The organism is Phaeobacter sp. LSS9 (assembly GCF_003443595.1).
Lineage (GTDB): Bacteria > Pseudomonadota > Alphaproteobacteria > Rhodobacterales > Rhodobacteraceae > Phaeobacter > Phaeobacter piscinae.
This window is the reverse complement of the sequence record NZ_CP031956.1, coordinates 1,169,203-1,194,607: the sequence shown is the minus strand read 5'-3', so window position 1 is coordinate 1,194,607 and position 25,405 is coordinate 1,169,203. Positions and strand designations below refer to the sequence as shown.

General features: G+C 61.0%; 20 protein-coding genes and 5 tRNA genes. 18 read left to right on the top strand and 7 right to left on the bottom strand.

Going from position 1 to position 25,405, the window contains the following annotated elements; translation table 11 throughout:
• Positions 1–8: 8 nt before the first annotated feature.
• Positions 9–1,064, bottom strand: coding sequence for a Glu/Leu/Phe/Val dehydrogenase dimerization domain-containing protein (locus D1820_RS05700; protein WP_096871625.1), 1,056 nt, complete (start codon positions 1,062–1,064; stop codon positions 9–11).
• Between the two features lie 129 nt (positions 1,065–1,193).
• Between D1820_RS05700 and D1820_RS05695 the strand changes: the two genes are divergently transcribed.
• The 8 genes from D1820_RS05695 (at position 1,194) to D1820_RS05660 (ending at position 3,968) form a co-directional block, all read left to right on the top strand.
• Positions 1,194–1,649 carry an Lrp/AsnC family transcriptional regulator gene (locus D1820_RS05695; RefSeq protein WP_096871624.1) on the top strand — a complete coding sequence of 152 codons (456 nt, stop codon included), beginning with the start codon at positions 1,194–1,196 and terminating at the stop codon, positions 1,647–1,649.
• A gap of 121 nt (positions 1,650–1,770) precedes the next feature.
• Positions 1,771–1,845: transfer RNA gene (locus D1820_RS05690), tRNA-Val, on the top strand.
• Between the two features lie 133 nt (positions 1,846–1,978).
• Positions 1,979–2,548, top strand: coding sequence for a histidine phosphatase family protein (locus tag D1820_RS05685; protein WP_118068171.1), 570 nt, complete (start codon positions 1,979–1,981; stop codon positions 2,546–2,548).
• A 77-nt stretch (positions 2,549–2,625) separates the two neighbouring features.
• Positions 2,626–2,701: transfer RNA gene (locus tag D1820_RS05680), tRNA-Val, on the top strand.
• Positions 2,702–2,940: 239 nt separating this feature from the next.
• Positions 2,941–3,312, top strand: coding sequence for a hypothetical protein (locus D1820_RS05675; RefSeq protein ID WP_118068170.1), 372 nt, complete (start codon positions 2,941–2,943; stop codon positions 3,310–3,312).
• 287 nt (positions 3,313–3,599) lie between these two features.
• Positions 3,600–3,676: transfer RNA gene (locus tag D1820_RS05670), tRNA-Asp, on the top strand.
• Between the two features lie 50 nt (positions 3,677–3,726).
• Positions 3,727–3,803: transfer RNA gene (locus D1820_RS05665), tRNA-Asp, on the top strand.
• 88 nt (positions 3,804–3,891) lie between these two features.
• Positions 3,892–3,968: transfer RNA gene (locus D1820_RS05660), tRNA-Asp, on the top strand.
• A gap of 137 nt (positions 3,969–4,105) precedes the next feature.
• Here D1820_RS05660 and D1820_RS05655 read toward each other — a convergent pair.
• Entirely contained in the window at positions 4,106–5,497 is a 1,392-nt protein-coding gene (locus tag D1820_RS05655) for a M20/M25/M40 family metallo-hydrolase (protein WP_118068169.1), read from the bottom strand.
• A 313-nt stretch (positions 5,498–5,810) separates the two neighbouring features.
• Between D1820_RS05655 and hemA the strand changes: the two genes are divergently transcribed.
• The 3 genes from hemA to ispG all read left to right on the top strand — a co-directional run bounded on the left by hemA (position 5,811) and on the right by ispG (position 9,691).
• On the top strand, positions 5,811–7,034 hold the full coding sequence (gene hemA, locus D1820_RS05650; protein WP_118070053.1) for a 5-aminolevulinate synthase: 1,224 nt from the start codon (positions 5,811–5,813) through the stop codon (positions 7,032–7,034).
• A gap of 131 nt (positions 7,035–7,165) precedes the next feature.
• On the top strand, positions 7,166–8,389 hold the full coding sequence (locus tag D1820_RS05645; RefSeq protein WP_118068168.1) for a helix-turn-helix domain-containing protein: 1,224 nt from the start codon (positions 7,166–7,168) through the stop codon (positions 8,387–8,389).
• Between the two features lie 180 nt (positions 8,390–8,569).
• Positions 8,570–9,691, top strand: coding sequence for a flavodoxin-dependent (E)-4-hydroxy-3-methylbut-2-enyl-diphosphate synthase (gene ispG, locus D1820_RS05640; protein WP_118070051.1), 1,122 nt, complete (start codon positions 8,570–8,572; stop codon positions 9,689–9,691).
• Positions 9,692–9,899: 208 nt separating this feature from the next.
• On the opposite strand, the gene D1820_RS05635 is transcribed toward ispG, so the two are convergent.
• A complete protein-coding gene (locus D1820_RS05635) occupies positions 9,900–10,673 on the bottom strand; it encodes a DsbA family protein (RefSeq protein WP_118068167.1) in 774 nt (257 codons plus the stop codon).
• On the bottom strand, positions 10,670–12,058 hold the full coding sequence (locus tag D1820_RS05630) for a M48 family metalloprotease (RefSeq protein WP_118068166.1): 1,389 nt from the start codon (positions 12,056–12,058) through the stop codon (positions 10,670–10,672). Before D1820_RS05630 ends, D1820_RS05635 begins: the two co-directional genes overlap by 4 nt.
• On the opposite strand from D1820_RS05630, the gene D1820_RS05625 reads away from it, so the two are divergent.
• The 6 genes from D1820_RS05625 to D1820_RS05600 all read left to right on the top strand — a co-directional run bounded on the left by D1820_RS05625 (position 12,057) and on the right by D1820_RS05600 (position 21,095).
• Positions 12,057–13,205 (top strand): pyridoxal phosphate-dependent aminotransferase, encoded by a 1,149-nt coding sequence (locus tag D1820_RS05625; protein ID WP_118068165.1) that lies wholly within the window; start codon positions 12,057–12,059, stop codon positions 13,203–13,205. The genes D1820_RS05630 and D1820_RS05625 overlap by 2 nt on opposite strands.
• A gap of 189 nt (positions 13,206–13,394) precedes the next feature.
• On the top strand, positions 13,395–14,705 hold the full coding sequence (locus tag D1820_RS05620; protein ID WP_118068164.1) for an N-acetylmuramoyl-L-alanine amidase: 1,311 nt from the start codon (positions 13,395–13,397) through the stop codon (positions 14,703–14,705).
• A 224-nt stretch (positions 14,706–14,929) separates the two neighbouring features.
• Complete coding sequence (locus D1820_RS05615) at positions 14,930–17,431, top strand: penicillin-binding protein 1A (RefSeq protein WP_118068163.1); 2,502 nt, start codon at positions 14,930–14,932, stop codon at positions 17,429–17,431.
• 178 nt (positions 17,432–17,609) lie between these two features.
• Complete coding sequence (gene prfB, locus D1820_RS05610) at positions 17,610–18,734, top strand: peptide chain release factor 2 (RefSeq protein ID WP_040179317.1); 1,125 nt, start codon at positions 17,610–17,612, stop codon at positions 18,732–18,734.
• 142 nt (positions 18,735–18,876) lie between these two features.
• Entirely contained in the window at positions 18,877–20,301 is a 1,425-nt protein-coding gene (locus D1820_RS05605) for an amidase (RefSeq protein ID WP_118068162.1), read from the top strand.
• Between the two features lie 23 nt (positions 20,302–20,324).
• Positions 20,325–21,095 (top strand): DUF2189 domain-containing protein, encoded by a 771-nt coding sequence (locus D1820_RS05600; protein WP_118068161.1) that lies wholly within the window; start codon positions 20,325–20,327, stop codon positions 21,093–21,095.
• Between the two features lie 18 nt (positions 21,096–21,113).
• Here D1820_RS05600 and D1820_RS05595 read toward each other — a convergent pair whose 3' ends face one another.
• Positions 21,114–21,920 (bottom strand): helix-turn-helix domain-containing protein, encoded by an 807-nt coding sequence (locus D1820_RS05595; RefSeq protein ID WP_118068160.1) that lies wholly within the window; start codon positions 21,918–21,920, stop codon positions 21,114–21,116.
• Positions 21,921–22,139: 219 nt separating this feature from the next.
• Here D1820_RS05595 and D1820_RS05590 point away from each other — a divergent pair, with 219 nt between their 5' ends.
• Positions 22,140–22,619 (top strand): hypothetical protein, encoded by a 480-nt coding sequence (locus D1820_RS05590; RefSeq protein WP_118068159.1) that lies wholly within the window; start codon positions 22,140–22,142, stop codon positions 22,617–22,619.
• Positions 22,620–22,758: 139 nt separating this feature from the next.
• On the opposite strand, the gene ilvN is transcribed toward D1820_RS05590, so the two are convergent.
• Together ilvN and D1820_RS05580 are read right to left on the bottom strand one after the other, a co-directional pair.
• On the bottom strand, positions 22,759–23,319 hold the full coding sequence (gene ilvN / locus D1820_RS05585; RefSeq protein WP_040170609.1) for an acetolactate synthase small subunit: 561 nt from the start codon (positions 23,317–23,319) through the stop codon (positions 22,759–22,761).
• A gap of 66 nt (positions 23,320–23,385) precedes the next feature.
• The gene (locus D1820_RS05580) at positions 23,386–25,137 is read right to left on the bottom strand and encodes an acetolactate synthase 3 large subunit (protein WP_118068158.1); all 1,752 of its coding nucleotides are present in this window, start codon (positions 25,135–25,137) and stop codon (positions 23,386–23,388) included.
• Between the last annotated feature and the right edge of the window lie 268 nt (positions 25,138–25,405).

Sequence of the window (25,405 nt, the reverse complement as noted above, 5' to 3'; positions counted from 1 at the left end):
GCCGTGGCTTAGGCGGCCTTTGGCGTCATTTTCGCCTGCACGGTGGCGATGGCGACCGCGTCGGGGCTGACATCATCTGCGGCCGCCTGCGTCAGGATCGCAGCCATGGTCACCTCAAGCGCCTCCAGCCGGTCCGCGACAAAGCTGTTGCGGTTGCTGATTTTCTGGATCTCTGTCGCCACATTGATGATGCCACCACCATTGGCCACAAAATCGGGGGCATAGAGAATGCCGCGCTGATGCAGGGCGGTTGCGTCCTGGGACGAGGCCAGCTGGTTGTTGGCGCCACCGGCCACCAGAGCCACCTTCAGCTGAGGGATGGTGTTGCTGTTGAGGATGCCACCAATCGCGCAGGGGGCAAAAATATCCGCCTCAACGGCGTAGATCTCATCCGGGGCAACGGCTGTGGCACCGAAGGTCTCGACCGCGCGGGTGACCTGCGCCTTGTTCACATCGGTGACGATCAGTTTGGCGCCGGCCTTGTTGAGGAAGTCGCAGAGGTACCAGCCCACGTGACCCAGCCCCTGAACGGAGACAACCCGATCGGTGAGGTCGATCTGACCCGTCTTGTGCTCCCATGCGGTGCGGATGGCGTTGAAGATGCCGCGCGCGGTGATGGGGGAGGGATCGCCGGAGGCGTATTCCCCATCGGCCAGCCCGGCGACCGAGGTGGTTTCCTCGGCCAGGATCGCCATATCTTCGGGGCTCATGCCCATGTCTTCGGCGGTGATGTAGCGGCCGTTCAGGCTGTCGATGGCACGGGCAAAGGCGCGCAGCAGCTCGGGTGTTTTCTGGGTGGCAGGATCGCCCATGATCACAGCCTTGCCACCGCCAAGCGCGAGACCTGCAGCCGCGTTCTTATAGGTCATGCCTTCGCTCAGGCGTTTGACATCGGTCAGCGCCTCTTCGGCGCTGGCATAGGGGCGCATCCGCAACCCGCCTGCCGCAGGCCCAAGCAGGGTCGAATGCACGGCGATAAAACCCGTGAGGCCGACCGAGGCGTCCTCGACGCGGTAGATTTCTTCATGTGTCGAGGTGGCGACGGGGGTAAGTGTGGCTGTCATTATTGGATTGCTCCTCCATTTCGCCAGAGAATACCGTCAGGGAACCGCTGGTTTCCTCCAAAATGCAGCGGATCGATTGTGAATTTTAGAGGATATCACTAATGTGTGCTAATTAATGAGGGGAAAGACGTGGATAAGATTGATCGCAAGATACTGGCCGCTCTTCAGGAGAATGGGCGGATCAAGATCGCCGAACTGGCGGAGAAGGTCGGTCTTTCCGCGACGCCCTGTGCCCGGCGGGTTGCCAACCTGGAAGAGAGCGGGGTGATTTCGGGCTATTCGGCGCGGGTGGATCAGACCGAGGTGGGGCTACCGGTCACCATCTTTGTCGCCGTAGAGCTGGAGCGTCAATCCACCGAGGGGCTGCAGGCCTTTGAGGCGGCGGTGCGGCGCTTTGATCAGGTGATGGAATGCTATCTGATGACCGGGAGCCGGGATATTCTGCTGCGTGTGGTGGCGCAGGATCTGACCGATTTTGACCGCTTTCTCGAGCACCGGTTGATGCGGGTGCCGGGGATCCGCAACACCCGCTCCAGCTTTACCCTGCGCACGATGATCTGTCGCAATGTGCTGCCGCTGGATTAGCGGTTTGGGCAGGGGCGTTGGTCTGGCAATATCATGGATCGAGCAAAAATGACGGCGCCGATGGTTTTTTCGATCCGCCCCTCTTGCAGTGGCGCGCGACGGGCGGTATGACCGCCAACAAGGGTGATTAGCTCAGTGGTAGAGCGCTTCGTTCACATCGAAGATGTCAGGAGTTCAAATCTCTTATCACCCACCATTCTCTCTCAATCTAGTGGTTTAACGCGCCTTTCGGTGGCGCTTTGTCCTATGGCGCGCGCTCTTCCCTGTCTCGGAAAACCTGTCTAGATGTTGCGGCAACGCCGAAGGGCGAAGCAGCAAGGAGGGCAGGCATGGCATATCCGAAAATCTGGTTTCTGCGGCATGGGCAGACGGAATGGAATGCTGAAGGGCGCATCCAAGGCCAGCTGGAATCAAAACTCAGCCCCCTGGGGATTGAACACGCCCAGCAGCAAGCCGGTTTGATGGCGCCGATTCTGGCGCAGGGACCGGCCTGTTTTGTCTCGCCGCTGGGGCGGGCACAGCAGACCGCGCAGATTGCGCTTGGCGGTCAGCCCTATACCACCGATGCGCGGCTTGCCGAGGCGCAGGCCGGCGTGTTTCAGGGCATGACCCGTGAGCAGGTCGCCGCTGAGTATCCTGAAATCTACGCCGCCAATCCGCTGAGCCTGGATCTGTACTGCGCCGCGCCAAAGGGCGAAGGGTTTGCGGCGTTTCAGGCCCGCATCGAGGCCTTTCTGAACGGGTTGAGCGAACCGACTGTGGTGGTGGCGCATGGACTGTGGGGGCAGGTGCTACGCGGGCTGATCTGTGGCCTGTCGCGCGCGGAAATGGCGGCGCTGCCCAATGAACAGGGCTGTATCTATCAGCTGTGGCAGGGGGAAGAGCAGGTGCTGCGCTGAGGCGATGACTTTTTTCGCAGATTTCTGCGATTTACCTCTTGCGTCCAGCGCGGGGTTTCTCTAAATCCGCGCTCACCGGGTCGTTAGCTCAGTTGGTAGAGCGCTTCGTTTACACCGAAGATGTCGGGAGTTCGAGCCTCTCACGACCCACCATTATCCCCTTGAAAATCCGCATATATCGCTCTGCCATCGCCTGACTATCTGCGTTTTGGGCGTGGCCTGAGGTCAATCGCTGACTTCCGTAAGCTATCATATTTTTGACCATTGATCATCGCATGGCGGCTGGATTTGCCGGTCAAGCGATCTCGCGCTAGGCTGCTGGTGCTCCCTTGATGTTTTTATCAGCTCTGTCGGGAGAATTTGTAACAATTGTATGATTTGGAGTTTCTGTGATGACGTATAAGGCAATCCTTTCATTTGTGGTATCTGTCCTGCTGGCCATGCCGGTCGCGGGGGAGGCGGGGTCCTTCAAACATGTGAAGACCGAGGCCGATTTCCTCGCTCTGGTCAGTGGTAAGACGCTGAGCGCCGATTGGGGGAGCATGCAGATTCTGCCCAATGGGAAGATTAAGGGAAAGACCAAGCAAGGTAAGTTGGTCGGCGCCTGGCAATGGAATGACAGCTTGTGGTGCCGCAATGTGCGAATTGGCAAGCAGCCGGAGCGGGGGACCGATTGTCAGAAAATCGGGATCTCGGGAAACCAGCTGCAGTTTATCCGGGAGCAGGGCAAGGGCACGGCTGGTGTGATGGTGATTTCCAACTGATCCGCACAAGGATCGCCACGGGCGGGTCGACTACGCCCGTGGCGCGCGGCAGTGGCGCCTGTATTGATGTGATCTCATAGAACGCGCGTTGCCTGTGCCGTGTTGGAGGCATCGGCGAGGTTTTCATAGGGTAATGTCGAAAAAACAATACCTTAAGCGATAAAGTAGAGGGGTAGGTGTTTTTTTTCACGGAAACCCGAGAAAATGCCAAAACACCGCTTGACGATCCCTCGGTGCTGCGAATATTACAGCCCAACATTCAGCGGCGACGTTGGATGGAACAGCAAGCGGTTGTAGCTCAGTTGGTTAGAGTACCGGCCTGTCACGCCGGGGGTCGCGGGTTCGAGCCCCGTCAACCGCGCCACTGCTGTCCGCCCCGGATCCGGGTTAAAGGGTCCAAATGAAAGTAAATGCGCGGTTGTAGCTCAGTTGGTTAGAGTACCGGCCTGTCACGCCGGGGGTCGCGGGTTCGAGCCCCGTCAACCGCGCCACTTTCATACGTCGCCCTGACGATCAGGGTCCGCCCCGGAGGGGAATATATGTCAGGCGCTTGCGTCTGATCTGCCGAAAGGCCCATGCGCGGTTGTAGCTCAGTTGGTTAGAGTACCGGCCTGTCACGCCGGGGGTCGCGGGTTCGAGCCCCGTCAACCGCGCCACTTTCTTCCAGAATTTTGGATGAACGCACCCTTCTTCGGAAGGGTTTTTGCGTTTGTGGCGATATCTGTTCGCGTCTTCGATCTGCCTGAAGGGGGGAGGTCTGTGGTGCGCGCCGGGGCGCACACCACTGGTTTTGTTATTTCTTGGTCAGAGCATCCAGCACGCGAGCCCAAGAGCGGATGCCTTTGTGGAAGCTCTCCAGATCGTATTTCTCATTGGGGGAGTGGATGGCGTCGTCTTCATTGGCAAAGCCGATCAGCATCGCGTCCATGCCCAGAATGGATTTGAAGAAGCCGGCAATGGGGATCGATCCGCCCATGCCGCAGAAGACAGCCTCCCGGTTCCATTCATCCGACAGCGCGCCTCGGGCGGCCTCAAACTCGGGGCGGGAGATGTTCATCACCGAGGCGCGCGACCCTTCCAGATCATTGTCCCATTTGACCTGGGTGTCAGGCTTCAGCCGATCCTCGACATGTTTGCGGATCTTCAGTCGCAGCGCATCCGGATCCATGTCCCCGACCAGACGGCAGGTGATCTTGCAATGCGCCTCGGACGGGATCACGGTTTTTGAACCCGCACCATTGTAGCCGCCCCAGAGGCCGTTCACTTCCAGCGTCGGGCGCGCCCATTGCTGTTCCAGCACAGAGCGGTCCTTCTCGCCGTGGGCCTGGGTGTAGCCCGCGTTCGAGAGATAGTCCTGCTCTTCAAAGCCGCAACCTTCCCACTGGCGCAGTTGCTCCTCTGGCACCTCATGCACGCCTTCATAGAAGCCGTCGACCGCGACCTTGCCGGTGTCCTCGTCATAGAAAGACGCCACAATGCGGCTGAGTTCGCGCAAGGGGTTGAGGCCGGGGCCGCCATAGTGACCAGAGTGCAGATCAATCCGGGGGCCGATCAGGGTGAATTCATCCTTCAGCATGCCGCGCAGCTGCGAGGAGATTGAGGGCACGCCACGTGACACCATGGAGGTGTCGCAGATCAGCGCCAGATCCGCCTTCAGCTCTGCGGCGTGCTGTTCCATGAAGGGCACCAGAGACGGCGAGCCGCTTTCTTCCTCGCCTTCAAAGAAGAAGGTGATGCGGCAGGGCAGGGAGCCGTTCACCGCCTGCCAGGCGCGGCAGGCCTCGACAAAGGTCATCAGCTGACCTTTGTCATCGGACGCGCCGCGACCGCGGATGACGGTTCCGCGCGCGGTCTCTTCCAGCTGCGGCTCAAACGGCGGGGTGTTCCACAGGTCCAGCGGATCCACCGGCTGCACGTCGTAGTGGCCATAAAATAGCACATGCGGCAGCGAGTCGTCCTGCGGCCCGACGTGACCAACCACCATTGGATGGCCGGGGGTGACGCGCTTTTCCGCGTCGATCCCGATGGAGCGCAGGTCCGCCACCAGCCAGTCGGCAGCCTTGTCGCAGTCTTCCTTGTAAGCGGGATCGGTCGAAATCGATTGGATGCGCAGCAAGTCCATCAACCGTTGGGTGGCGGCATCAAGATCGGTGTCAATGCGGTCCAGGACGTCGTTCAGTGACATATTCAGGAGGCTCCTGCTGTTATTGATTGCTGTTTGCCGGACCCTAACAGCGCCTGTCGGCAGGGGCCAGAGCAGCGCAAAATGGTCCGGGCAGGCGGGGATGCGTCGGATTGTAGCGTCAAACGGGCGTTACAATTCTTGCTGCCCGGGGCGCAAAGGTCTATTTGACCTGCATCAAGGCTGGTTCGGCCTCTTCGGCGTATTTGATTGATCAAACGGAGGGTTCGGGTTATTTATTCGGTAACGTGAATATATCAGCCTGACCACAGCTTGCACCAGATCCGTTGGTGCCAACTATGCCATGGAGATGCCGGTGGACTATACCGCGAAACTCGACCAAGCGATTGATCAGCTCCACACGGAAGGTCGCTACCGGACATTCATCGACATTGAACGGCAGAACGGGCAGTTCCCGCATGCCGTCTGGACCCGTCCGGATGGCAGCGCACAGGACATCACCGTGTGGTGTGGCAATGACTATCTGGGGATGGGGCAGCATCCGGTTGTGCTGGAGGCCATGCATGGCGCGATTGATGCCACTGGCGCGGGATCCGGCGGGACACGGAATATCTCCGGCACCACAGTCTATCACAAACAGCTGGAGGCCGAGCTGGCCGATCTGCACCAGAAGGAAGCGGCGCTGCTGTTCACCTCTGCCTATATCGCGAATGATGCGACGCTCAGCACGCTGCCGAAACTGTTTCCCGGCCTCATCATTTTCTCCGACGCGCTGAACCACGCCTCCATGATTGAGGGCGTGCGGCGCAACGGTGGCGCCAAGCGTATTTTCCGTCACAATGATGTGGCGCATCTGCGGGAGTTGCTGGCAGCGGCGGACCCGGCGGCGCCCAAACTGATCGCGTTTGAATCGGTCTACTCCATGGACGGGGATTTTGGTCCGATCGCTGAGATCTGTGATCTGGCGGAGGAATTTGGCGCGCTCACCTATATCGATGAGGTCCATGCGGTTGGCATGTATGGTGCGCGCGGCGGCGGTGTCACGGAGCGGGACGGTCTGATTGACCGTATCGACATTGTGAACGGCACCCTGGCCAAGGCCTATGGTGTGATGGGCGGCTATATCGCCGCATCGGCAAAAATGTGTGATGCCATCCGCTCTTACGCGCCCGGTTTCATCTTCACCACCTCGCTGGCGCCGGCGGTTGCGGCAGGGGCGGCGGCCTCGGTTGCCTATCTCAAGACCGCGCCCGAATTGCGCGAACAGCACCAGCTGCAGGCCCGCATCCTGAAAATGCGGCTGAAGGGTCTCGGGCTGCCAATCATCGACCATGGCAGCCATATTGTGCCGGTGATCGTTGGCAATCCGGTTCATACCCAGAAGCTGAGCGATATGCTGTTGTCGGATCACGGAATTTACGTCCAGCCGATCAACTTCCCGACAGTGCCGCGCGGCACCGAACGGCTGCGCTTTACCCCGTCGCCGGTGCATGGCCCGAAGGAGATCCACGCGCTGGTCAAGGCGATGGACGCGCTCTGGTCTCATTGTGCGCTGAATCGTGCCGAAATGGCCGGCTGATTCATAGCTCTGTGTCAAATTGGTAAGATTATGGTAGTATGATCATAATCAAAGGGCGCAGGCGAATCGCATAAGGCGGGTCCGTGACGTCCTGAATGTCGAATACGGCAGGCTAAAATGGGACAGCAGGCATGATCGGGCGCCTTACTCAGCGCAAATCGAAGACGCACGACGAATCGACAGGGCCGCGTAGCTTTGACGATTATGAGCTCCGATTGGGTGACATCATGCGCGGTGAGCGGGCCACAATGGGCAAGTCGCTGCTGGATGTCCAACGTGAGCTGCGGATCAAAGCCTCCTACATCGCCGCAATTGAGAATTCCGACCCGACTGTCTTTGACACGCCGGGTTTTATTGCGGGTTATGTGCGGTCCTATGCGCGCTACCTCAATATGGATCCCGACACCACATTCGACAGCTTCTGTCAGGAAAGCGGGTTTCAGGTCGCGCATGGCATGTCGGCGGAGGCCTCGGTGCGCAAATCCGCCGGTGCGCCGATTGCGACCGGAATGGGGGGGCTGCGCAGTGACGCGTTCACCTCGCCCAATACCCCGTTTGTGCCAACGGCCAGCAGCGTGTTCAGTCAGATTGAGCTGCGCGCGGTCGGCTCCCTTGCGGTGCTGGTCGCACTGATTGGGGGCATTGGCTATGGCGGCTGGGCCGTCCTGAAGGAGGTGCAGCAGGTGCAGATGGCACCGGTTGAGCAAACCCCCATTGTGCTGGCTGATCTGGATCCGCTGGCGGGGGCCGCCCGCGACGCTGAGGTCTCGAACGAGGATCCCGCATTGGAAGCGCTGGACCGGCTCTATCGTCCGCAGGCGCTGGATGTGCCGGTTCTGGTGCCTCGTGATGGTCCGATTGCCACGCTTGATCCGCGCGGCTTTGGTAACTTTGCCATGCCGGAACTGCCATCGGTTGTGCTGGCGGATGCCAGCCTCAGCACCGAGGCACCTTTGCCCGCGATGCCGCAAGTTGTTGAAGAAACAGCGTCGGCCTTGCAGATGGTTGCAGTGCGCCCCTCCTGGGTTCAGGTCACCGCCGTGGATGGCAGTGTGATTTTCGAGACCATTATGGAGCCGGGCCAGCATTTTGAAATCCCCGCCACCGAAGAGGCTCCGTTGCTGCGCACAGGCGAAAGTGGCGCGATCTATTTTGCCGTGAACGGCGCCCATTACGGACCGGTCGGCGATCGTGGGCAGGTGACCAAGAATGTGGTGCTCTCCTCAGATGCGCTCACCGAGCGTTTCGCGCTCGCCGATCTCAGCGAAGATCGCAACAGCGCGCTGGCCACGCTGGTGGCGGAGTTGCAGGCCAGCAGCCTGTCCGTCGACCCGGTCGAGGCCATCAGCGAGTAACCTGGCCGGGGTTCACCCGGCGATGAGGCGTTCAGGCCAATTCAGCAGCGGTGTCGTTCAGAGTGCCTGGCCGCTTGCGACATCTGGCCCGATCCTTGCAGGAATGCCCAGCCACCATTGAAGCTGCGCCAGACTGCGCGTATCTATGCCCGGAACCCTGAACAGCGCGGACCGGACCTCATGTCGATCAACAATATTCGCCCCTGGCGCCATATCGAACGCCGCAAAAGCCGCCAGATCCATGTGGGCAATGTGCCTGTTGGCGGCGACGCCCCGATTGCGGTCCAGACCATGACCAACACGCCGACCACCGATGTTGCGGCAACGGTGGCGCAGGTTCAGGCCGCAGCCGAGGCCGGCGCTGATATCGTCCGGGTGTCGGTCCCGGATGAGGCCTCTTCCAAGGCGCTGAAGGAAATCGTCCGCGAAAGCCCGGTGCCGATCGTCGCGGATATCCATTTCCACTACAGGCGCGGGATTGAGGCGGCGGAGGCGGGGGCGGCCTGCCTGCGCATCAACCCCGGCAATATCGGTGATGAGAAACGCGTGGCAGAGGTCATCCGCGCCGCCAAGGACCACAATTGCTCCATTCGCATCGGTGTGAATGCGGGGTCGCTGGAAAAGCACCTTCTGGACAAATACGGCGAGCCCTGCCCGGAGGCGATGGTGGAATCGGGCCTCGATCATATCCGCATCCTGCAGGACCATGATTTCCACGAATTCAAAATCTCGGTGAAGGCCTCCGACGTCTTTATGTCGGCGGCAGCCTATCAACAGCTGGCTGAGGCCACCGATGCGCCGATCCACCTTGGCATCACAGAGGCGGGCGGCTTTGTCTCCGGCACCATCAAATCGGCGATTGGTCTGGGACAGCTTCTGTGGATGGGCATTGGCGACACCCTGCGGGTCAGCCTCTCTGCCGATCCGGTGGAGGAGGTGAAGGTGGGGTTTGAGATCCTGAAATCCCTCGGCCTGCGTCACCGCGGCGTCAATATCATCTCCTGTCCCAGCTGCGCCCGGCAGGGGTTTGATGTGATCAAGACGGTTGAAACCCTTGAGAAACGCCTGGAGCATGTGAAAACCCCGATGAGCCTCTCAATCATCGGCTGCGTGGTGAATGGCCCGGGCGAGGCGCTGATGACGGATGTCGGTTTTACCGGCGGCGGCGCGGGTTCCGGCATGGTCTATCTGGCGGGCAAGGCCAGCCATAAGATGTCCAATGACCAGATGGTGGATCACATCGTGGAAGAGGTGGAGAAAAAGGCCGCTCAGCTTGACGCCGAGGCCGCCGCTGCGGAATAGATCCGGCCGAACCCATTTCCAACCAATAAAGGGCGCTGAGGTAAGATCAGCGCCCTTTTTCTGTTGTCTGTTTCGCCGGTCATCTTTCCCGAAATACTCCGGGGGTCTGGGGGCTGGCCCCCAGTTTGCCCTGTGTCTGGGGGCTGGCCCCCAGTTCGCCTTGTGTCTGTGTCTGTGTCTGGGGCTGACCTAAAAACCCTACCTTTGGTCAGCTGCGCTTGTCGCGAATATCGGCGACCATGATCTCCATCTGGTCGGCAGGCAGATAACCACGCAGCAGCTCCTCCCCCAGTACGAAGGTCGGCGTGCCGGAAATTGCCAGCTGCTGGGCCAGCGCGCGGGTGTCTTGCAATTGGCGCGCGATCTCGGGATCCGACATCCGCGCGAGGATCGCATCGGCATCGAGATCCAGCCCGTCGGCCAGACGGCGCAGGGTGCCCTCATTGGGTTCGCCGCTGAGGGTGATCAGCGCGTCATGAACGTCCTTATAGGCGTCATCTCCGGCCACCAGTCGCGTGGCGATGGCAAAGCGGGAGGTCAGCACAGAGGCTTCGCCCAAGATCGGAAATTCCTTGATGATCAAGCGGATATTGCCGTCGCCTGACACCAGTTGTTCAACCTCGGGGGCAGCGCGTCGGCAATAGCCACAGCGGTAGTCCATGAATTCCACCAAGGTGATATCGCCATCGGGATTGCCACCGACCCAGGAATAGCCGTCGTCATGCAGCGCTGTCAGGTTTTCGGAAACCAGCGCATCATCGCGGGCGGCCTCATTGGCGGCCTGCTGTTGTTCCAGCTTGTTGACGGCTTCCAGGATCACCTCCGGGTTTTCCAGCAGATATGCACGGACCTCTTCGCCAAATGCGGCGCGTTCATCTGGGCTCATGCTGCTCAGATCCAGCGCCTGAACAGCCGGGGCGGCGATCAGCCCAAGGGCCAGTGCCGCGGCAGAAACGGCGGGGAGGCGGGTCAAACGGGTCATCTCGATTTCCTTTTTTCGTTTTGTTCAGCGGCGATCAGCACGTCTTGGGCGCGTCGCCAGGCAGTGGATCCGGTGGGCAGTTGGGCGGTGGCGCGTTTGGCGTGCAGTCCGGCGTCCTTCAGCCGTCCCTGTAGCGCATAGCGTTCGGCGGTGGCCAGTGCGGCCATACCGGACTGGCCAAGTTTCGCATAGGCCTGCGCCATATCACGCAGCATGGCGGCATTGCGGAAATCCCGCGCGCGGGCGGCTTCCAGTGATTTGATGGCCGCCTTGGGCTGGCCAGCGGCCAATTGCGCCCGCCCAAGGCTGGCGAGGACCAGCGGGTCACGCCCGGCCTGCTGGACGGCCCGGCCATAGGCGGCGAGGGCGGGTTGCCAGCGGCGGTTTTCCATCAGGATCTGGCCCTTAAGCTCCTGGTAGTAAGGATCGGTAGGGCGCAGGGCGAGGGCACCGTCGATGGCGCGCAGCGCCTTTTGCAGGTTGTTGCGCCGATGCTGGGCGACGGCTTCCCGCATCAGGCGGACGTCTTTGTAAGGCTCATCCGCGATCCGGCGCAGGGTCCATTTGGGGGAGCGGGTAAAGGCCGACAGCTTGCCGCGCACGCGGGCGAACCAATAGATTGCATTGGCGTCGGGTTTGGCGCTGTCACCGTGGCTGGCAAGATAAGCTTCGGCAGCGCGGATCCTGTCACGGCTCAGCGGATGCGAGCGCATGTAAGGATCCTGATTGACCGGGCTCAGCAGCTCTTGCCCGGCAAAGATCTTATGGACATCAACCAGCCCGCGCGGGCTGACCCCCGCCCGTTGCAGAATACCGGCAGCAGTGCGGTCGGCGGAGGCTTCCTCGGCGCGGGTATGGGCGAGAAACCCGCGCAGGGCGGAGGACTGCGTGCCAAGCGCAATACCGGCAGCGGCCTCACCGGCGCCCGCGGCGGCCGCAAGCACGGCAAGGGCGGCGCCAAGGCCTGCGGCAGAGCGGGCAGAGCGCATGTTCTGCATCCGCCGTGACAGGTGGCCATTGGTGATATGGGCCGCCTCATGCGCGATCACGGCCTGCAGCATCTCGGGGCGATCTACCTTTAGGATCAGCCCGTAATGTATGAAAATCGTTTGGGAATCGACGACGAAGGCGTTGAAGGATCCATCGTTGACCACCAGCACCCGCACCCGTTTGGCATTCAGACCTGCGGCGCGCAGCACCGGGGCGGCCAGCTCATTCAGCCCACGTTCAATATCGGGATCGCGCAGCAGCGAGATCGAGGCCGCCTGCGCGGATGAGGCCAGGGATCCCGCGACGAAACAGAGCGCAGCAAGAGCCAGAGCCGGGATTGACGCGAGGCGGGAGAAGCGGTCAAAGGTCATGGCCGCACCATGGGAGATCAACATGCGAAACTCAAGCCGGTCCAACGTCGATCCCTTCATTGTGATGGATGTGATGGAGGCCGCCCGCCGCGCCGAAGAGGCAGGTCGCCATATCATCCATATGGAGGTGGGCCAGCCCTCTACCGGTGCGCCTGTTGCCGCGCGTGAGGCGCTGGCAAAGGCGCTGGATCATGACAGCCTGGGCTACACCGTGGCGCTTGGACTTCCCGCGCTGCGCAAGCGGATCGCGCAGTTGTATGGCGAGTGGTATGATGTTGATTTGAACCCCGAGCGGGTGGTGATTACCCCCGGTTCCTCCGGGGCGTTCCTGCTCAGCTTTACGGCGCTGTTTGACAGTGGTGACCGCGTGGGCATCGGTGCGCCGGGCTATCCATCTTACCGCCAGATCCTACACGCGTTGGGGCTGACGCCGGTGGATATTGAGACCTCGTTGGATCACCGGCTGCAACCGGTGCCGCAGGATTTGACCGGCCTGGATCTGGCCGGGCTGATGGTGGCCTCACCGGCCAATCCCACCGGCACCATGCTGGACAAACCTGCAATGGCGGCTTTGGTTGAGGCGGCACAGGGGCAGGGCGCGGCCTTTATCTCGGATGAGATCTACCATGGCATCGAATATGAGGCGAAGGCAGTCACCGCGCTTGAGGTGACGGATGATTGTTATGTGATCAATTCGTTTTCCAAGTATTTCTCCATGACCGGATGGCGCGTGGGCTGGATGGTTGTGCCGGAGGATCATGTGCGGGTGGTGGAACGCATCGCCCAGAACATGTTCATCTGCGCGCCGCATGCCAGTCAGGTGGCGGCCTTGGCGGCGATGGACTGCGGTGAGGAACTGGAGAGCAATCTGGCGGTTTATGCCCGCAATCGTGCGTTGATGCTGGAAGGTCTGCCCAAGGCCGGGTTCAGCCGCATCGCGCCACCGGATGGCGCGTTTTATGTCTATGCGGATGTCTCTGATTTGACCCAGGATAGCCGGGCCTTTGCCAAGGAGATTCTGGACGAGGCAGGGGTGGCGGTGACACCGGGGCTGGATTTTGATCCCAAGCGCGGCGCGACCACTTTGCGGTTTTCCTATGCGCGCTCCACCGCCGATATCGAGGAAGGGCTGGCGCGGCTCACCGCCTTTATGGCGGCACGTCGGGGCTGACCCTCCGACACCGAACATCTGGCAGGCGGGGCGACAGGATGAGGCTGGCCATCCGGTCCCGCAATGGCCTAGTCTGCGGGCAAAATATCTGCGCAGCCAAGGCGGCGCATCCTCTTCCCATGCTCAGGACCGGGCGTAAGGGGGGCGTGCAGAACAGGATCCGGGCAGTACAGCATGCAGAACAGCATAATGGGCAGAAGAATAGCCATGAGTAGAAAAACAATGGCCCTCGCAGCGCTGCTGTCGCTCTTCATAGCGGCACCGCTGGCGGCGCAGGACACGTCCGTAGCGACCAATACGTCGGCGCCAGAGGTGATCTCACCGGCGGCACAGGGGTTCAGCGGCCTTGCGCGGATTCAACCGCAGGAGACCTGGGCGGAGGACCGCCGCTCCGGGACGGATGTTACCCTGGGGCTTAGCCAGGGCGTGCCGTATCGGTTGTTCACGCTGGATGCGCCGCCGCGTGTGGTGCTGGATTTTCAGGAGGTCGACTGGAGCGGTCTGGGCGAGCAGGCGCTGATCACGGAAGATGGCATCACAGCGGCGCAATTCGGAACCTATGTGCCGGGGTGGTCGCGGCTGGTGTTGGCCCTGGCGCGGCCGATGCAGATTGAGACCGCGGCGATGGATATTGATCCGGTGACAGCGGCGGCCCAACTGTCGGTGGCCTTGCGCGAGACCACGGCCGAGGAATTTGCCGCCACAACCGGCGCGCCGCGCGATGCCCGTTGGGATCTGCCTGCGCCCACCCCGATGATCGCGCGCGAAGCCAAGGATTCGCTGGCGCCCCTGTTGATCGTGATCGATCCGGGGCATGGCGGTATTGATCCGGGGGCAGAGGCCTTTCTTCAGGGTGGGCTGGTGCAGGAAAAGGATCTGATGCTGCAATTCGCCATTGAGCTGGGGGAGATGCTGGTCCGCTCAGGGCAGTTCAATGTCCAGCTGACGCGGGATGACGACTATTTTGTCTCGCTAGAGCGGCGGATTGCGCTGGCGCATCAGGCCAAGGCGGATCTGTTCCTGTCGCTGCATGCGGACAGCCTGTCGGAGGGGCGTGCCCATGGCACCACGGTTTATACGCTCTCTGAGGATGCCTCCGATGCGGCCTCTGCGACGCTGGTCGAGCGGCAGGAACGGGGCGATCTGCTGGCGGGGACCGATCTGAGCAAGGCGGACGACCGGGTGACGGATGTGTTGCTGGATCTGGCACGGGTAGAGACCCATCCCCGCAGTCAGGCGCTGGCGCGTGCATTGGTAGAAGGGTTGAAAAGCCAAGGCGGAGCAATGAACCGCCGACCGCTGCGCGAAGCCGGGTTTTCTGTGCTAAAATCAGCCGATATCCCATCGGCTCTGGTGGAGGTTGGTTTTCTGTCCAGCCCCCGCGATCTTGCAAATCTGATGGACCCGGACTGGCGTGAGCGCACGGCGCGGGGCATTCTGAACGGGCTGTTGTCCTGGCGCATCGCGGATGAGGCGACTCGCCCGCTGGTGCGTCAATAACCTCCGCTGGTCGGTCATTTCCACTGGTCACACCCTCTGTCGATGTCGGTCGGCTGCGTGAGAGCGGAACCAATGAGGCGGATGGGAGGTTTGGTATCCGGGGACAGCCTGTCGCGCTTTCCCCCTGTTTTCTCCGGGGCGGCGGCATCAATATGCCGTTTCCCGTTTTGACCCCACGCGCCGCTGCACCTATATAGGCGGCACTGCGCGAGAAAGGCTCTACAGTGGTCAGATTTATTCTATCGTTCTTTGGTTCCATCTTCAGCACCATCACGCTGGGCATCGCAATGATTGCCCTGACCATTGGTGCGGTGTTCTGGATCTATGGCCGGGATCTGCCCAGCCACGAATCCCTGGCGCAATATCAGCCGCCGACCATCAGCCGGATCTACTCCGGTGAGGGGCAGCTGATCGACGAATTTGCCCAGGAACGCCGGTTGTTTACCCCGTCGGAGGAAATTCCCGATCTGGTGAAGCAGGCTTTTATCTCCGCCGAGGACAAGAATTTCTACAGCCACAAGGGCTACGACATGCGCGGCATCGCCGCTGCGGCGGTTGAGGCTGTGCGCTCGCGCGGGGAAAACGTGCGGGGTGCCTCCACGATTACCCAGCAGGTGATGAAGAACTTCCTTCTGTCCGGTGACCGTAAGGCAGAGCGAAAGGTCAAGGAATTGATCCTTGCATCCCGGCTTGAGGAAACACTGAGTAAAGACAAGATCCTCGAACTCTACATGAACGAGATCTTCCTCGGGCAGAATTCCTACGGGGTGACAGCGGCGGCTCAGACCTATTTTAACAAAACGCTGAGCGAATTGGCCCCGCATGAGGCCGCGACGCTGGCCTCCATGCCGAAGGCGCCGTCGAAATATCACCCGGTGTCGCAACGCGAACGCCTGCTGGCGCGGCGCAACTACGTGCTGCGAGAGATGCGTGAGAATGGCTATATCTCTGATGCTGTCTACGCGGTTGAGGTGGATCAGCCGCTGCGCTCGGTTCAGAATGGCGATTTCGACAGCTTCCGCACAGCGCTGCCGCCTAGGGACTATTTCACCGATGAGATCCGTCGCCAGCTGTCGGAGGACTTTGGCGAAGGGGAATTCTTCACTGGCGGTTTTACCGTGCGCGCCACTATTGACGAGGAAATGCAGACAGAAGCCGCCGCAGCCCTGCGTGCCGGTCTTCAGAAATACGACCGATCGCGCGGGAACTGGCGCGGCACCGGCGTGACCCTTGATGCAGAGGCGCTGGCCTCGGAGGAGAGCTGGCGTGCGGCATTGCGCGACGCCTCTGTGCCGCGTGACATTGATCTTGGTGGCAAGTGGCACCCCGCAGTGGCGCTGGAGGTCGGCGACCAGAGCTTGCGTGTGGGGATTGAAGATGTGGCCGAGATCGGATCGGTTCCACGTGCGGACATCAAATGGATGAAGGGCAGTTTCAAGGACAACATCTCCGTTGGTGACGTGGTGCTGGTCCGCGCGGTGGAGACAGACGGCGCGCTGCAACACTGGTCCCTGCGTCAGGTGCCTGAGGTTCAGGGCGGCTTTGTCGCGATGGATGTGAACACCGGCCGGGTTCTGGCCATGCAGGGGGGCTTCTCCTATCAGCATTCGGTGTTCAACCGGGCCACACAGGCGCAGCGTCAGCCCGGCTCCAGCTTCAAACCCTTTGTTTATGCGGCGGCGCTGGACAGCGGCTATAGCCCGGCAACCATCGTTGTGGATGCGCCGATTGAGATCAACACCCCGCAGGGGCTGTGGCGTCCGAAGAATTCCACCAATAAATTCTATGGCCCGACGCCGCTGCGCACCGGGATCGAGATGAGCCGAAACCTGATGACCATTCGTCTGGCGCAGGAAGTCGGCATGGAAGTGGTTGCGGGCTATGCCGAACGCTTTGGTGTCTATGACAACATGGGGGCCTTCCTGGCCAACTCACTCGGGGCGGAGGAGACCACCCTTTATAAGATGGTGGCGGCCTATGCGATGTTTGCCAATGGCGGTGAACGGGTGCAGCCGACGCTGGTGGACCGGATTCAGGACCGCCGGGGGGAAACCATCTATCGCCATGATGACCGCGACTGCGTTGATTGTGCCTCGCCCGCGCTGGCGGCGGGACAGGCGCCCCGGATCGTGGACAACCGCGAACAGGTCATGGATCCGATCACGGCGTATCAGCTCACGTCGATGATGCGGGGCGTGGTGGACCGCGGCACCGCCTCCAGCGTGATCAACCTGCCAGTGCCCACTGCAGGCAAAACCGGGACCACCAACGACTCGCGCGATGTGTGGTTTGTGGGCTTTACCTCCAACATCGTGGCCGGTTGCTACATGGGCTTTGACCAGCCGCGCCCGATGGGACGCGGCGCCTATGGCGGCACCATGTGCGGCCCGGTGTTCCAGCAGTTCATGCAGAAGGCGACAGCCAAATATGGTGGTGGTAAATTCGCCGTGCCCGAGGGCGGTCATTTCATCAAGATCGACCGCTATACCGGCGCGCGCCTTGCCGATGCGGCCGCGGGTGGCAATGTGGTGGCAGAATATTTCCGCGATGGCGCCGAGCCGATCTTTGGCCTGGCGTTTGACGGCGGCTTTGCGATGGGATCAAACCTGCCGCTGTTTGAGGAAGCCGCGCAGTCGGCGCGTCGCGTGACCACGTCGGATGGCGGTACCGCTGTTCTGGGACCAAAGGCCACGTTTGGCACCATCAGTTCCGGCGGGCTTTACTGACGCTGCCAGAGTTGGGCGATCCTATCTGAGGGGCGGGGCGTGGATATCATGACCCCGCCCGTTTTGTGCTGTGCGGTGGCGGGCTGCGCCAATCGCCCCGCTGCCTGCTGCCCCGGCTTGCCCGCAGGGCGCGGGTGGTTTATCACGCAGGCCTGATACGTGATTTCAAGGGATTGCCATGCGCGCCGAAACTCAGAACATCGTGGCCGATATCGAAAAGTCGCTGGAGCTTTTGGCGCAGCGTCTGGATTGGGAAACCGCCGAGTTCCGCCTGGAAGAGTTCAACGCCCGCGTTGAGGATCCCAACCTGTGGGATGATGCCGATGCGGCGCAGGCCCTGATGCGCGACCGTCAGATGCTGGTGGACGCGATCGACACCTATAAGTCCATCAAACAGGATCTCAGCGACAATATGGAGCTGATCGAACTGGGAGAGATGGAAGAGGATGCGGAGGTCATTTCCGACGCCGAGGCAGCCCTCAAAGCGCTGAAAGAAAAAGCCGCCGAGAAAGAGCTGGAAGCGCTTCTGGATGGTGAGGCTGACAGCAACGACACCTTCCTGGAAATCAACGCCGGGGCAGGCGGTACGGAGAGCTGCGACTGGGCCTCAATGCTGGCACGGATGTATGTCCGCTGGGCCGAAAAGAAAGGCTACAAAGTCGAACTGCAGTCCGAAAGCGCGGGCGAAGAGGCGGGTATCAAATCCGCAGCTTACAAGATTTCCGGCCACAACGCCTATGGCTGGCTGAAGTCCGAAAGCGGTGTGCATCGTCTGGTGCGGATTTCGCCTTATGACTCGGCGGCGAAGCGCCATACCTCGTTCAGCTCTGTCTGGGTCTACCCGGTGGTGGATGACAATATCGAAATCGAGGTGAACCCCTCGGATATCCGGATCGATACCTATCGTTCCTCGGGCGCGGGCGGCCAGCACGTCAACACCACGGACTCGGCCGTGCGGATCACCCATGAACCCACCGGGATTGTGGTGACCTCTTCCGAGAAGTCGCAGCACCAGAACCGTGACATCGCGATGAAGGCGCTGAAATCGCGACTGTATCAGCTGGAACTGGACCGCCGGAATGCGGATATCAACGCCGCCCATGAGGCGAAGGGCGATGCCGGTTGGGGCAACCAGATCCGGTCTTACGTGCTGCAGCCCTATCAGATGGTGAAAGACCTGCGCACCAGTCACGAGACCTCGGATACCAAGGGTGTGCTGGATGGCGATCTCGATGGCTTCATGGCGGCAACACTGGCGCTGAATGTGGCGGGCAAGAGCCGCTCGGAAGCACAGGGCGACTGATCGCATCACCGCGCTGACGCGGATTGCGCGCGCCAGACTGACCTTTTGAATTCACAGAAACCCGTTTGCCCCGGCAAGCGGGTTTTCTTTGTGTTTTGCCCCGGCTAGGCTGCGGCCAACGGCCATCCAGGAGCGCCTTTCGATGAGTGAGACCACACCCAGCGCCCGCGAGACCCTGCAGGACCTCTCTGCCGGTCGGCGCACCGCTGTTGCGCTGATGACGGAGACGCTGGCACGCATCAATGCGATAAATCCTGGCGTCAACGCCATCGTTGCACTGCGGGACCGCGAGGTGCTGCTGGCGGAGGCGGCGGCGGCGGACAGATCGACGACGCGGGGGCCGTTGCATGGGCTGCCCATGGCGATCAAGGATCTGGCCAATGTCGCGGGCCTGCCCGCGACGCAAGGCTCGCCTTTGCTGGCCGATTTCGTGCCGCAACAGGATGACTTGATGGTGGCGCGGCTGCGGGCAGCAGGCGCTTTGATCATCGGCAAGACCAATACCCCGGAGTTCGGCCTTGGCTCGCACACGTACAACCCGGTCTACGGCGCCACGGCGAACCCCTATGATCGCAGCCGCAGCTGCGGCGGGTCATCGGGTGGTGCGGCGGCGGCGCTGGCGACCGGAATGGTGGCGCTGGCCGATGGCTCCGACATGATGGGCTCCCTGCGCAATCCGGCGGGGTGGTGCAATGTCTACGGCTTCCGGCCCAGTTGGGGGCGGGTGCCGGGGGAGCCGCGTGGCGATCTGTTTCTGCATCCGCTGTCGACCAACGGTCCGATGGCGCGCACCCCTGAGGATCTGGCGCTGCTGCTGGATGTGATGTCAGGGCCGGATCCGCGCCAGCCGCTCGCGGCCACAGCCGGGGCAGGGCAACGTGTCTCGCCCTTGCCAGAGGTGCGGCCGATGCGGATTGGCTGGCTGGCGGATTGGGGCGGGGCCTATCCGATGGAACCGGGCATTCTGGAGACCTGCGAGACGGCGTTGGAGGTTCTGCGCGGTCTGGGTCATCAGGTTGAGAGACTGTCGCCGCCCTTCGCCGCGGAGCGGATCTGGCAAAGCTGGAGCACGCTGCGTTCTTTCTCCGTGGCCGCGGGGCTCCGGGTTTTTGCCGGGCAGATGCAGCAGCTGAAAGAGAACGCCCAATGGGAGCTTGAGCGTGGACTGGCCTTGAGTGGACAGGAGATCCAAGCGGCGTCGGACCTGCGTTCGGACTGGCAGCGGGTCGCGGCACGGCTGTTCTCGCAATATGATGCGTTGGTGCTGCCGACCGCGCAATGCTGGCCGTTCGACATTACACTCGATTATCCGCAGGTGATCGGGCAGACCGCAATGGACAGCTACCATCGCTGGATGGAAGTAGTGACCCCCGTTAGCCTGACCGGGGTGCCCTGTCTGGCAGCCCCTGCGGGGTTTGGACCCGGCGGTCTGCCAATCGGGCTGCAGGTTTTCGCTGCCCACGGGCGGGACAGTGAATTGCTGGCATTGGGACAGCAGTATCACCGCGCAACCCATTGGCCCGAGCGTCGCCCGCCGCAGGTGCCATCGGCAACTGCCGTCCACTGAACAGCGGCATCAGGAGATCTTTCATGGAAGAAAAAGCCTTTGGCGTGCCCGATTTGCAGCCGATGACATTGTCGACGCTGGGACAGGCGTTGCGGTACGGCTGGGGTGATTTTCGCGCCAAACCGGGCTACGGGCTGTTTTTTGCCAGCGTGTATGTGCTGGCGGGATGGATCATGGCCTGGATCACCGTGGCGACTGGGACCACCTTCTGGTTGGTGCTGGCGGCGATCGGGTTTCCGCTGATTGGACCCTTCGCGGCGGTCGGCCTCTATGAGGTGTCGCATCGCTTGGAGCAGGGGGAGGCGCTGGGATTTGGTGCCATATTGGGGGTGGTCTGGCAGCAAAGTCGCCGTCAGCTGCCGTCGATCTGCGCCATTATCATTATCGTATTTCTGTTCTGGTTCTTCCTTGGTCACATGATTTTTGCGCTGTTTCTGGGGCATTCCACGATGACCAATATCTCCAGCTCGCCCGAGGTATTCCTGACCGCAAACGGGATGACCATGCTGGCTGTTGGCAGCGCGGTTGGTGCGATTTTTGCGCTGCTCCTTTATATGATCACGGTGCTGTCGCTGCCGCTATTGCTGGACCGGGAGGTGGATTTTGTCACCGCCATGATCACCAGTTTTTCCTATGTGCAGAGCAATTTTGTACTGATGATCCTCTGGGCGGCTGGCATTGCTGCGGCGACATTTGTGGCGATGATACCGGGATTTCTGGGTTTGCTGCTGGTGCTGCCACTGCTGGGCCACGCCAGTTGGCATGTCTACCGGCTGATCGCGGCACGGGCCTGAAATGGGCCTCCGCGCCCGCTATCTGAACCGCGTACCCACTCCCAGCAATCGCTGTTGAAAGGGGCTGAGTTCGTGTTGCTCCACAAACCCGGCCCGCCGCGCGGCGCGCAGGATGGCCCCGTGGTTCTGTCCCAGATATTCATAAACCATACGCGTGGCACGGTCAGCGGTTTCGCTTTCGCGACTGGTACGGGCGACATAGCCGGCCCAGACATTGGCCTCCATCGCGGGCACATTGGCCAGATAGTTGAAGGATGAGGTGCGCCCGCCGCGTCGCGCCAGCGTGAAGGCGACCCCATCGTCGTAAGCCGAGGCATAACCACGAAATTCGCGGGGCTTCGCATCGGATGGCAACCCCTGGTAGCGCATGGCGGATTTTGCCTCATAACCGCGGATGTAGGTGACCCCTTCGCTGCGAAATACCCGCACCAACCCCAGAATATAGCGATCCGTCCGCACGAAGCTGCGGCGCAGAAACTGATAAAGGCCGGACGGGAAAAACGCCTCGGTCATATTGGTGACGCCGGGGCCGAGAAAATCGTTCAGAAAGGGCCCCTGAAGGATCTGCCCCTTGCAGGACAACTGCGCGACTGGGTCCAGCAGGATGCGGGCATCCACATCAAAGAAGTTGCAGATCCTGTCCAGAACATCGGGGCGCGGAAAGCTCTCCCCGGTCAGGTATCGGTTGAACTGGGTGCGGTTGATACCCAGTCGCCGCGACAGCTCCGAAATCGATGGGTAGTCCCTGGCCAGTTGCCGCAGGTTGGCGCCAAACATATTGCGCAGCTCGGCAGGGGAGCGGTCGGGCTGGCTGGGCTGGCTCACGAAAGTCTCCTCTATGTTTGCAAGTGGACTCAATACCAGATCTTGCGGTTACCCAAGGGAAGGCATATCACAGTTGTAGATAATAGCCGTGAAACTGACGCTATATAGCATCAATTCTGCATAAAACGACACAAATTGGTACAGATCTTTTCAGATGTTTTTGGTGTTCCTCCAACGTGATTTATCTCAAAATGGTTCGGGGCCAATGTGAGGTATGATATGATTGGTGTCGTCCTGTGGACTGACTATGACCTGCGGCAGGCTGTGATCTGGTGTGAAGATCACGGGGATCTGGTCTATTATCGCTGGACCTCTCTGGATGAGCCGGTTGCGCTCAGCAAAGGGGATTGCGTGGCATTTCATGTCGAGACGAAGGGCGCCCTGCGGTTGGCCTGCGATCTGCGCATCATTGAGGAAAGTCAGAGCCCGGAGCTGGCCGCCAAATTGGTCCGGGCAGAGCATGAGGCAAATCTGCACCCGCCAATGTCCCGCTCCAACGCGACTGTCATGTCCTGGGAGGACGCGCGCCGTGACCCGCTATATCCCACCTCTGACGGGGCGGAGCAGCAGGAGAATGGATCGTCCGACAATGGCCTTCATGCGGCGTCCGATCATTGCCCGAGCGGGGCGACGGTGATCTCTTTCCCGGACAAAAAAGCCAGAGAGGCCCGCGCGCAGGCAAAACGGCGCAGCGGCTGACGCTCGGGACACAGGGGCGCTGCAAGCCATGATGAGGCTTTTGGCTGCGCCTGGGTCAAGCGCCGTCAATACCTAGGTTTGCCCCAGCAAAAAGGGGCCGCGCGGACGCAACCCCTATCTGGTATTTCGACGGATCTGATCAGTTGCCGCGCAGCAGCGCCGCTACGCCAGTGCGGGCGATTTTGGTCAGCCCCAAGGGCCGCATCATTTCTGCAAAGGCGTCGATTTTGTCTGGCGCGCCGGTCAGTTCGAAAATGAAACTGTTCAGCGTGGTATCCACAACCTTGGCGCGGAAAATCTCCGCCAGGCGCATGGCCTCGACGCGTTTGTCGCCTTCTCCAACCACTTTCACAATGGCCAGTTCCCGTTCCACGAAGGGACCTTCCACGGTGAGGTCCGTGACCTCATGCACGGGGACGATCCGCCCCAGCTGCGCCTTGATCTGCTCAATCACCTGCGGGGTCCCGGTGGTGACAATGGTGATGCGCGACAGATGGCCTGTGTGATCAACCTCGGCCACGGTGAGGCTGTCGATATTGTAGCCACGACCGGAGAACAGGCCAATCACGCGGGCCAGAACGCCGGGTTCGTTTTCCACCAGAATGGTGATGGTGTGGCGTTCCTGCACATCCGAGAAATTCGGGCGCAGGTTATAGGCGGAGTGGCTGGTGGAGCCTTTTTTGATGTGTAGGGCAGACATTTACGTCCCTTTCCTAAATTCCGGGGCAGGGCGATGACGCCCCGCAGAATCTGTTCGTAACCTGGGTTAAACCAGCACCGCGCCGCCGGATTGGATGACGCCTTGGGTTTCGGCTTCGCCCAGCAGCATCTCGTTATGTGCCTTGCCCGAAGGGATCATTGGGAAGCAGTTTTCGTGCTTCTCCACCAGACAGTCAAAGATCACCGGGCCGTCGTAGTCGAGCATCTCCATGATCGCGTCGTCCAGATCTTTGGGGTCCTTGCAGATGATGCCTTTGGCGCCAAAGGCTTCGGCGAGTTTCACGAAATCGGGCAGCGCTTCGGACCAGGAATGGCTGTAGCGCTCGCCATGCAGCAGTTCCTGCCACTGGCGCACCATGCCGAGGCGCTCATTGTTGAGGATGAACTGTTTCACCGGCAGGCGATATTGCACGGCGGTGCCCATTTCCTGCATGTTCATCAGCCAGGAGGCTTCGCCCGCGACGTTGATCACCAGCGCGTCCGGGTGCGCGACCTGCACCCCAAGCGAGGCGGGGGTGCCGTAGCCCATGGTGCCAAGGCCACCGGAGGTCATCCAGCGGTTGGGATCTTCAAAGCCGAGGTATTGCGCCGCCCACATCTGGTGCTGGCCCACTTCGGTGGTGATGTAACGGTTGCGATCCTTTGTGAGGGCCTCAAGCCGCTCAAGCGCATATTGCGGTTTGATGGTGCTTTCAGACGCGGTGTAGGCGAGGCAGCGGATATCGCGCCACTCACTGATCTGCTCCTGCCATTGCGCAATCGCGGCGCTGTCGACCTTGCGGCCGCGGCTTTTCCAAACTTTCAGCACGTCTTCCAGTACATGGCCGATGTCGCCAACAATCGGGATGTCCACGCGGATCACCTTGTTGATCGACGAGGGATCGATATCGATATGCGCCTTGGTTGAATTCGGGCTGAAGGCATCGAGGCGACCGGTGATGCGGTCATCAAAACGCGCGCCGATATTGATCATCAGATCGCAGTCGTGCATCGCCATATTGGCCTCATACAACCCGTGCATGCCCAGCATCCCCAGCCAGTTCTTGCCGGAGGCCGGATAGGCGCCAAGCCCCATCAGGGTGGAAGTCACCGGAATGCCCGTCGCCTCGGCGAGTTCGCGCAGCAGCTGGCTGGCGCCGGGGCCGGAGTTGATCACACCACCGCCGGTGTAGAACACCGGGCGTTTGGCGGTTTCCATCGCGGCAACCAGCTCGGTGATGGCCTCCAGATCGCCCTTAACCGGCGGCTGGTAGTGCGATGCGGCGGGTTTGGGGGCCTGATAGGTGCCGGTGGCGAATTGCACATCCTTCGGAATGTCGATCAACACCGGGCCGGGGCGCCCGGCCGTGGCCACATGAAAGGCCTCATGCAGGGTGCCTGCCAGCTTCTCGGTGTCCTTCACCAGCCAGTTATGTTTGGTGCAGGGGCGGGTGATGCCCACGGTGTCGGCCTCCTGGAAGGCATCCGAGCCGATCATAAAGGTCGGCACCTGACCGGTCAGAACCACCAGCGGAATGGAATCGAGCAAGGCATCCGTGAGGCCAGTCACCGCATTGGTGGCACCGGGGCCGGAGGTCACCAGAACAACGCCGGGTTTGCCGGTGGAGCGGGCATAGCCCTCGGCGGCGTGCACGGCACCCTGTTCGTGGCGCACCAGAATGTGCCGGATATCATTCTGCAAAAAGATCTCGTCATAAATCGGCAGAACAGCACCGCCGGGATAGCCAAAGACCGTGTCCACCCCCTGATCCTTCAGGGCCTGAACAACCATTTTTGCGCCGGTCATCTCACGTTTCATCTGCTTTAGCTCCAATTGGCGGCATCGTTCTGTTTCGCATAAAAAAAGCCCCCGATTTCTGGTCGGAGGCGCATGGGTTCGATTATGGTGTACCGTTACCGGCCCATGCGCGTGGTTCCTACGACTACGACTAGGATTTTCATCGTCTTGGCTCCTCTAGCGTTAAGGCGGACCTTAGGACCGGGGGCAGGGGGCGTCAACAGGGAAATGAACCGAAAATACCCCGGTTTGGGACATTTTATTGCGTCAGGTCGGTGCGTAGCGACAT

Excerpts from the sequence above, each read along its gene's own strand:
- D1820_RS05600 (WP_118068161.1), top strand. The coding sequence starts at position 20,325 with ATGGAAGAAAAAGCCTTTGGCGTGCCCGATTTGCAGCCGATGACATTG.
- D1820_RS05675 (WP_118068170.1), top strand. The coding sequence starts at position 2,941 with ATGACGTATAAGGCAATCCTTTCATTTGTGGTATCTGTCCTGCTGGCC.
- D1820_RS05630 (WP_118068166.1), bottom strand. The coding sequence starts at position 12,058 with ATGTTGATCTCCCATGGTGCGGCCATGACCTTTGACCGCTTCTCCCGC.
- D1820_RS05645 (WP_118068168.1), top strand. The coding sequence starts at position 7,166 with ATGATCGGGCGCCTTACTCAGCGCAAATCGAAGACGCACGACGAATCG.
- ilvN (WP_040170609.1), bottom strand. The coding sequence starts at position 23,319 with ATGTCTGCCCTACACATCAAAAAAGGCTCCACCAGCCACTCCGCCTAT.
- D1820_RS05580 (WP_118068158.1), bottom strand. The coding sequence starts at position 25,137 with ATGAAACGTGAGATGACCGGCGCAAAAATGGTTGTTCAGGCCCTGAAG.
- D1820_RS05625 (WP_118068165.1), top strand. The coding sequence starts at position 12,057 with ATGCGAAACTCAAGCCGGTCCAACGTCGATCCCTTCATTGTGATGGAT.
- D1820_RS05655 (WP_118068169.1), bottom strand. The coding sequence starts at position 5,497 with ATGTCACTGAACGACGTCCTGGACCGCATTGACACCGATCTTGATGCC.
- D1820_RS05685 (WP_118068171.1), top strand. The coding sequence starts at position 1,979 with ATGGCATATCCGAAAATCTGGTTTCTGCGGCATGGGCAGACGGAATGG.
- D1820_RS05590 (WP_118068159.1), top strand. The coding sequence starts at position 22,140 with ATGATTGGTGTCGTCCTGTGGACTGACTATGACCTGCGGCAGGCTGTG.
- D1820_RS05635 (WP_118068167.1), bottom strand. The coding sequence starts at position 10,673 with ATGACCCGTTTGACCCGCCTCCCCGCCGTTTCTGCCGCGGCACTGGCC.
- D1820_RS05700 (WP_096871625.1), bottom strand. The coding sequence starts at position 1,064 with ATGACAGCCACACTTACCCCCGTCGCCACCTCGACACATGAAGAAATC.
- ispG (WP_118070051.1), top strand. The coding sequence starts at position 8,570 with ATGTCGATCAACAATATTCGCCCCTGGCGCCATATCGAACGCCGCAAA.
- D1820_RS05620 (WP_118068164.1), top strand. The coding sequence starts at position 13,395 with ATGGGCAGAAGAATAGCCATGAGTAGAAAAACAATGGCCCTCGCAGCG.
- D1820_RS05605 (WP_118068162.1), top strand. The coding sequence starts at position 18,877 with ATGAGTGAGACCACACCCAGCGCCCGCGAGACCCTGCAGGACCTCTCT.
- prfB (WP_040179317.1), top strand. The coding sequence starts at position 17,610 with ATGCGCGCCGAAACTCAGAACATCGTGGCCGATATCGAAAAGTCGCTG.